This is a genomic window from Flammeovirga pacifica, from assembly GCF_000807855.2.
GTDB classification, from domain to species: domain Bacteria; phylum Bacteroidota; class Bacteroidia; order Cytophagales; family Flammeovirgaceae; genus Flammeovirga; species Flammeovirga pacifica.
In genome coordinates this window covers 2,150,008-2,157,327 of record NZ_JRYR02000001.1, presented here as the reverse complement: position 1 = coordinate 2,157,327, position 7,320 = coordinate 2,150,008, and the positions used below count along the sequence as shown (strand labels likewise).

Sequence of the window (7,320 nt, the reverse complement as noted above, 5' to 3'; positions counted from 1 at the left end):
AATGATATAATGGTAAGTTTGTTGTGATAAGTCACAGACTTATACAATTGTAAAGTTCTAAGTAACGCCTACGGCTTGATACTTAGAACAGTGGTGGGAATGGTAAGTTGAAAACCCAATGTTTTTATATAGATGGACGGATCGACGGAAAGTTCCAATCTTTTTACGAAAATGGTTTCAAGGATGTAGTTTGTGAATATAAGAATGGAAAATTAGAAGGGAAGTATATAGAATATTCTGAGGACTCTAATGGGAAAATATATGGTGTAAAATCACTTAAAAATGGATTAGTAGAAGGTAAAGAAACCTACTATTATGATTACCCGAAATCCATTGATTATCAAATTACTTACTCAAAAGGAAAAAAGAATGGGGATTGTAAACAATGGTACCCTACAGGTCAATTAAAGCTCTACAGAATTTATAAAAACAATAAATTGATGTATCATTCGACGTATACGGAAGGAGGAAAGAAAATAAGAGAAGGGAAGTGGGATGAAAGTTCAAACAAAATGATTTACACATCAAAAGATGATCTGTAAATCATTGTATCAAATACTATTCAGCCACCTCAGGAACAGAATTTTTATACATATTGAAAAAGTAGAAAGGCAGAAATCCAAAAGCAAAGACAAATGCACCAAAAAGCAATAACATTGGAGCACCTTGTAAATGCATCATTTTAAATAACCCCGATAGTCCTGTGGATACTGCGGCCACTAAACCTAATATGAATTTAAGTCGAACAGAGATAGACTTAGATAAAGTTACCTTAAATTTATCTATGGTATATAAAGGAACAAATAGTAATAGAAGAGTCAGAAAACCGACCATGAATAGTTCATTGGCATAAGCCATATGAAGTACTTTAAATGTTACCCCTGCAGTTAGAGAAATCGAACCAATTAAACCGATGAAATACATTAGTTTTTTCATAAGAAGAATACGTTTTGAGTTGAGTAAAAAAACTGTTTTGTGTTGGATTTCGATCAATCCATTGGGAGCCAAATCGTTTATGGCTTCTTCTAATAATTGATCAAAAGATTTGTCTTTACCTAATCCACTTTCTACAACACAACAAAGGTGATCAATGATATCATCTCTTAGTGTCTGAATTTTTAAACCTTGAGCATCCACAAAATCTATAATTCTCTTTTCTTGTTCATTACTTAATTTCATGAGAGTTCTAATTTAGGATCCTGGAATACAAGTTTATTTAACGTGAAGAGAAAATCTTTGAGCTCATCAAGGTATCTTACTTTTTCCGTTTTTCCTTTTGGGGTCAGATAGTAATATTTCCTGATTCTCTTTCCATAATTCTCTTCCTTAAAAGAGAGTAGCCCCTCTTTTGTCATCTTTTGCAAGGCAGGGTAAAGCGATCCATCCTTTAGTAAAATTTTTCCGTCGGACATTTCTTTCACTTTTTGAGAAATCTCATATCCATACATTTTTTCATTTTCTGCTAACAGACTTAGAATGATAGCAGACAAAGTACCTTTGAGTAGTTCTTTTGAATACATAGTTTAAATATACATAAAAATACAATACATCGTAATTCTATGTATTGTATTTGATATTTTTCACTTTTTTCAACGAACTCATGTATATTCGCCCAAAATCTAATTTTATTACACAATCCATATGACTAAATTTTTTAATATACTCCTTTTATTATGGAGTATTTCTTTCTTATCGACCAATGCTCAAAGTGCTAAAAAGAATACATATGTTAAAGGGGATGTTGATCAGATTATTCAAAAAAAATACGATGTAAAACACAAGAAAGGTGTATTCTCTATTGAATATGAGAATGATTTTTCATCTGATATTTTTAATTATAACCATCAAAATATAATTACTGATGCTGAATATCTAAATGATAAAGGAGAGGTAGTTTGGCATTACAAAAGTACTTTTGATGCATCTGGAAATGTACTATCAGATTCTATTTTTGTCCAAGATAAATTGAATACTCTTTTTAAAAATAAGGTGATTGATAATTTAAAAGTGGAATCAATTTCTTATGATATGAATGGTGATATCAATACTATTAATCGTAAAGAATATGAAGGAGAAGACCTGGTTAAGACGATTAATTTGGATAAAGAAGAGCATGTGATTTCAATTATTGAATATGAAAACATTGATGGTCTCACTAAAAGAGAAGTTGAAAAATCACCTACAGGCGAAATACAAAAAAGGACTACTTATAAGAGAGACAGCTTGGGTAATATTGTTGAAGAAAAAGTTCTCAAAAATGATAAACCGAAGTTTAAATATTTTGCTTACCAATACGATGAAAAAGGGAATTGGGTAAAGAAGTTTATTTATTCTCATCAAAGGGTATTACAAAAAATAGAGACACGAAATATTATTTATGCCTCTGACAAACAAAAGGTGTCTAAAAGCGATATCATTGGCGATTGGTTTATTTATGGAATGAAAAAAGATGGATTTGTTTTTAATGAAGATCAAACTTTTTATCTACAAGGTCATCCTGATCAACTAGGTTTCTGGTCATTTAATAAAAGAAAAAAGCAATTGATATTATTAGAAAGTAAGGATAGTAAAAATGAGTTAGTTTTCGAATGTGCTTTAAAAGGAGGATTATTATGCTTAACAAAAAAGGACTCTGGAAAAGAATTAAAGCATGAAAAACGACCTTCAACAATCGATGATCAGTGGACTTTTAAGATGATAGAAAAGTCTTTTTATGGAAAATGGAAACAAGTAGAGAATGAGAATGCACATATTCAATTTCTTCCTGATCATGTTGTGTTGATTTTTGAAGGTAATAAAGACCCGCAACAAGGACATTGGCACTTTGATTTTGATAATACACTGCTTTATATCAAAAAAGCTGGACAAGAAGAAAATGAATATGTTTACTTTTTTGAAGACAATCAGCTAAAGCTTCTGAATCATTATTTAGAGAACATAAAATCTTTTGAAAGGGTAATAGATCAAAAGGAAGAGGTATTAAATTAACTAGCCCTAATGTTAGAAACATGGAACAGTAGTAATTTAAATATAAGGTTTTAGTGTCTTATAAAAGCTTCAAAAAAATAAACCCACGAGTTAATTCGTGGGTTTATTCATGATTTAAAAAATATCTTTTAGTGCTGGCTTCCGGCCAACGCTACTTTCTTTAGACATTTTGAGAATATCTGCTTTTTTAACGGCAATTTTTTCATTTGTAAAAAACTCCCCAGCTTTATCATCTTCTCTAACTTTACTATATCTATCAGAAGAAGTGCTCCCAATGAGATAACTGTACAATGGAAGTAAGAAGATGATTCTATTTTCTTCTATTTTATCCACTTTTAAAATATATTCTTTCCCTAGTTTTGGGAAGTCATCAAAGACATAATAATCTCCTACTTTTGGTTCTTCTAATTTACTCTTGAAAGATGCTTCATTTGATGCTTTGTTACACATAGCAACGGCTCCAATAAGTAAAATGACAACTAAAGTAATTTTGTTGTTTTTAATTAGCTTTATCATATATTTTTGAGAAAGAGTCTGTTCAAAGTTTATTAGTTGACTTATCCTACTCTCACTATTCTAAATAATGCCTTACAACTAGATACTTAAAACTGTAGTAGTGATTTCTTAGATAAAATTGTAATTCATAATCTATTGAACAGAATGCATTTTATTATATTCAATAATTAGTGGGAACACTAATTCTAATGTTACTTTAGGCATTTCATTTAATTGTGCCATAATTGAAGGCTCTTTTTTTAGATATTGTTCAATTTGAGCTTTCAGTTTATTTCCTCTTTTTAAAGATCAGCTTTTTAAAAGTTATATTTTAGGGTCTAGCGTCTTTGCGAAATTTTGTAATCTTTCTTGATTATTTTGTCCATCAATTTTAATATCAGGTATAGTTTTCATTTCTTCATTGGAGCTACCGTCAGGATTTAAACACATTTCTCCTGTGAATCTAAAAATGATTTTACTATTTGGTAGTATTTCAATAATAGGGTCAATGCCTCCTGCTCCATCACCAGCAGTAGTTTCACCTACAATAGTGGCCCATTTCGTACTTTTGCAAAAAACAGCTAAACCTTCTGCAGAAGAGTATACTTTATTGTTCACTAATAAATAGATTTGTGCTTTAAACTTTTTCTTCCGTTTTCCCTTAATTGTTTCTGTGATGGATTTATAGTAAAATTCTTTTTCATTTAATTCCTTTGGAATGGCAGGGAGTTTCAAGATGTCTTTAAATTCTTCTGTTTCCCAATCAATATCTGAAAAATAGGACTTGGTATATTCACTATTTCGAATTGCGAAATAGCTTTTATACTTATAACTCTTTTTAGAGAGCATAGGCACTAAATTCTCACTCCAATATGATGATGCTCCTCCTGCATTATCTTGAATGTCGATGATAAGTTTTTTGTAATTATCTATTTGAGATAGGAATTTTTCAACTCTTACAATATCATTTTTTATTTGAGATTGGGCAAAAGATTTAATACTAATAACGGCAATATTTCCAGTATCAAGAATATAACAATTCAATAGATTTTCATTGTAGGGAACTTCTTCTTCAGGTGATATAGGTTTATCTTCTATACCTAATAATTTAGGCCAATAATCATTGCCCTTTTCTAATACCTCCACCCATTTTTTTCTTTGTTCAGTCTCCGATTTATATATATCCAAATACATATGTCTCCTTACTGTTGGAAGAAGGTCGGCATGCCCACTATGTAGTTCCTTTAAGACTTCAGATATTTCTTTAATAAAATCGATATCATTTTCTGTATTCTCAATTTTTTCACGATAGATAGCTTTCTTTTCTAGCCATTTTATATTGTTTTCTCTTTCTAAAATACTGAAATAAGGATAGCTGTCTTCTAACGTTTTATAAAGAAAGTCAAAGTCTTCGATCTTTTGTTCTTTACTTAGCGTTTGTGCAATTATTAGGTTTTGTAAAATGACAGTTAGTACTAAGATGAATGTGATTTTTTTCATTTTATAGATGTAAAAATAATATTAAAATCAGTTTATATTTTTGATGTTAATTCAATTATTAAAGTAGTTTACTTGAAAAAACTTTTGTTTGCTATTAAGTTGATATAAAGATATTACTTTATTGTGGGTTTGTAAAGTTCAATGCAATAAAAAGTTAATCTCTCTGTTCGTTGTGTTATGCCGACAGGTGTCATTACAATTAGCTCATTATTTAAGTTTACAATTTAAATTAAACTTAAAATATTCACTCTAAAACATCGACTTTCAAAACATTATATTTCGCACCATAATATTTAAAAGTGCTCTACTTTAACTACATTGTTTTGAATGCATTTAATAATGGATGTGTACTTTTAAAGTCTCTTAGAATATCAGAGTTGTTTATATGTAGTTTTTTTGAAAGAATAAGATGAATATGATTACTCTTTTTATGATTGATAAAATAAAACAGATCTCTAAATTGCATTTTCAATACTAGCTAACTTTTTACAAATACTTCAGTAATAATTAATAAACAAATGATCAAAATTTTAAATCTACTATTACTCACTCTTTCGACATCTGTTCTGTTTGCACAAAATGCATTAGTATGGGATTTTAAAACTCAAGGAAGGGTGTATTCATCACCTGTTGTTGATGATAGCAACATTTATATAGGGAGTAACGACTCTTGTCTCTATGTTCTTGGCAAAGAAAAAGGTCGGTTGAAATGGAAATTTAAAACTAAGGGAGAAGTCAAGTCACGACCTTTACTTTATAAAAACACAGTGATTATAAACAGCACAGATGGATCTATTTATGCTATCAATAAACAGAATTCTGAAATACAATGGGTGTTTAAAACAGAAGGTGAACAACGTAAAGATATATGGGATTATTTTCTTTCATCTCCTGTTATTAAAAATGGAAAATTAATACTTGGAAGTGGAGATGGACATGTATACTCTATAGATCCCAACAATGGAAAATTAATCTGGAAATATAAAACAGAAGGGATTGTACACGCTACTCCATTGGTTCATGATAATAAAGTTTTAATAGGGAGTTTTGATGGTTATTTCTATTCTTTAAATGCTGAAAATGGACAACTAATTTGGAAATTCAAGACGGTCGGTGATGCCTATTTCCCTAAAGGTGAAATTCAGAAAGGAGCAGCTTTGTACAGCAATTCTGTCATTTTTGGTAGCAGAGATTATAATTTATATGCTTTAAATATTGAGACGGGTCGTGGGGTTTGGAACTACAAAGAAAAAGGAAGTTGGGTGATTGCTACTCCATTAGTAATTGATAATAATATTCATGTTGGCACTTCAGATTCACACCGTTTTTGTAGCCTTTCTGCAATTGATGGAAGTGAAGTATCTTCTTACCCTTTAAATATGCGTGTTTACGGTTCAGCCATTCAACATGACAACGATATTTATTTTGGGTGCTTTAATGGTAAGCTTTATCAAATAGATCAATCAAAAGAAAAACTAAAAGTGATTTTTCAGACGAGTGGAAGTAAGAAAAATTATTCCGAAGTGTACAATGATAAAGATGAATTTAAGACAGGGTTTGAATTATACGGCGAAGACTTTATGAAAGTCGAAAAGAACATCCTTGATTTAGGAGCTATTTTATCAACACCTGTAATTGATAATGGCATAATTTACTTTGGAGATGCAAACGGAGTTGTTTATGCATTAAAACTTCCTAAGAAATCAATATAAACCCTTTTCCTTTTGGTAATACTTTAGATCTCTCTGTTAGTTGTAATAAGCCTAGAGGCCTCACAACAACTAGCTCATTGTTTAAGTTTGCAACTTAAAACAAACCTAAAATATTCATTCCAAAACATCGATTTCAAAAGATTATATTTTGTACCATGATAATTAAAAACACGAGAATATAGGTAGTCTTTTGCATCTTGAACTATTCCAACTTTGATAGGATTTTGAGTATAATCTAAACGTTGTTGTAATTTCTCAGGCGTATCTAAAAGAATAGGATGATTGTGTTGTAGCCAAAATTGATACTTTTTCCTGTATTTTTTTAACCAGCTCTTTGAAACATCCAAAGCATCCATTCTTTTCTACTTTCAACTACATTGTTTTGAATGCATTTAATAATGGATTTAGAGGTGTACTTTTTGAAGTCTCTTAGAATGTTAGAGATGTTTATATGTTGTTCTTTTCAATAAAAGAGAATATTCTCTTCCAATTTTGATGGAGAATAAGTAATAGTGAGCAGGATATTTAAACATAGTTAGTATTTGATGTATAGTAATTTTTTAGATGAATATTGTAATGGATGAAATGAATAAAGATCTTTATTTACACCTCTATAAAGTTGAAT

At 30.0% G+C, this 7,320-nt stretch carries 8 protein-coding genes; 3 read left to right on the top strand and 5 right to left on the bottom strand.

All coding sequences use genetic code 11. The annotated features are described in order from the left end of the window. The first annotated feature begins 107 nt into the window (after nucleotides 1–107). Nucleotides 108–542, top strand: a complete 435-nt coding sequence (locus tag NH26_RS08655; RefSeq protein ID WP_052432265.1) for a toxin-antitoxin system YwqK family antitoxin — start codon at nucleotides 108–110, stop codon at nucleotides 540–542. Between the two features lie 16 nt (nucleotides 543–558). Here the strand turns inward: NH26_RS08655 and NH26_RS08650 are convergent, their stop codons facing one another. Further along, nucleotides 559–1,179, bottom strand: coding sequence for a hypothetical protein (locus NH26_RS08650; RefSeq protein ID WP_044228082.1), 621 nt, complete (start codon nucleotides 1,177–1,179; stop codon nucleotides 559–561). Then, entirely contained in the window at nucleotides 1,176–1,520 is a 345-nt protein-coding gene (locus tag NH26_RS08645) for a PadR family transcriptional regulator (RefSeq protein ID WP_044228085.1), read from the bottom strand. Before NH26_RS08645 ends, NH26_RS08650 begins: the two co-directional genes overlap by 4 nt. 121 nt (nucleotides 1,521–1,641) lie before the next feature. Between NH26_RS08645 and NH26_RS08640 the strand changes: the two genes are divergently transcribed. Then, nucleotides 1,642–2,988 (top strand): hypothetical protein, encoded by a 1,347-nt coding sequence (locus tag NH26_RS08640; RefSeq protein WP_044228088.1) that lies wholly within the window; start codon nucleotides 1,642–1,644, stop codon nucleotides 2,986–2,988. Nucleotides 2,989–3,102: 114 nt separating this feature from the next. Here NH26_RS08640 and NH26_RS08635 read toward each other — a convergent pair whose 3' ends face one another. Both NH26_RS08635 and NH26_RS08630 read right to left on the bottom strand, forming a co-directional pair. After that, nucleotides 3,103–3,504: a hypothetical protein gene (locus NH26_RS08635; RefSeq protein WP_044228090.1), complete on the bottom strand. Its 402-nt coding sequence runs from the start codon at nucleotides 3,502–3,504 to the stop codon at nucleotides 3,103–3,105. 303 nt (nucleotides 3,505–3,807) lie between these two features. Continuing rightward, entirely contained in the window at nucleotides 3,808–4,983 is a 1,176-nt protein-coding gene (locus NH26_RS08630; protein WP_044228093.1) for a S41 family peptidase, read from the bottom strand. Nucleotides 4,984–5,501: 518 nt separating this feature from the next. Between NH26_RS08630 and NH26_RS08625 the strand changes: the two genes are divergently transcribed. Beyond that, entirely contained in the window at nucleotides 5,502–6,695 is a 1,194-nt protein-coding gene (locus NH26_RS08625) for an outer membrane protein assembly factor BamB family protein (RefSeq protein ID WP_044228096.1), read from the top strand. Between the two features lie 74 nt (nucleotides 6,696–6,769). On the opposite strand, the gene NH26_RS08620 is transcribed toward NH26_RS08625, so the two are convergent. Then, complete coding sequence (locus tag NH26_RS08620; RefSeq protein WP_052432266.1) at nucleotides 6,770–7,051, bottom strand: hypothetical protein; 282 nt, start codon at nucleotides 7,049–7,051, stop codon at nucleotides 6,770–6,772. Nucleotides 7,052–7,320 lie beyond the last annotated feature (269 nt).

Bases quoted from the DNA above. Each gene is read 5' to 3' on its own strand.
- NH26_RS08640 (WP_044228088.1), top strand. From the start codon at position 1,642: ATGACTAAATTTTTTAATATACTCCTTTTATTATGGAGTATTTCTTTC.
- NH26_RS08650 (WP_044228082.1), bottom strand. From the start codon at position 1,179: ATGAAATTAAGTAATGAACAAGAAAAGAGAATTATAGATTTTGTGGAT.
- NH26_RS08630 (WP_044228093.1), bottom strand. From the start codon at position 4,983: ATGAAAAAAATCACATTCATCTTAGTACTAACTGTCATTTTACAAAAC.
- NH26_RS08645 (WP_044228085.1), bottom strand. From the start codon at position 1,520: ATGTATTCAAAAGAACTACTCAAAGGTACTTTGTCTGCTATCATTCTA.
- NH26_RS08620 (WP_052432266.1), bottom strand. From the start codon at position 7,051: ATGGATGCTTTGGATGTTTCAAAGAGCTGGTTAAAAAAATACAGGAAA.
- NH26_RS08625 (WP_044228096.1), top strand. From the start codon at position 5,502: ATGATCAAAATTTTAAATCTACTATTACTCACTCTTTCGACATCTGTT.
- NH26_RS08635 (WP_044228090.1), bottom strand. From the start codon at position 3,504: ATGATAAAGCTAATTAAAAACAACAAAATTACTTTAGTTGTCATTTTA.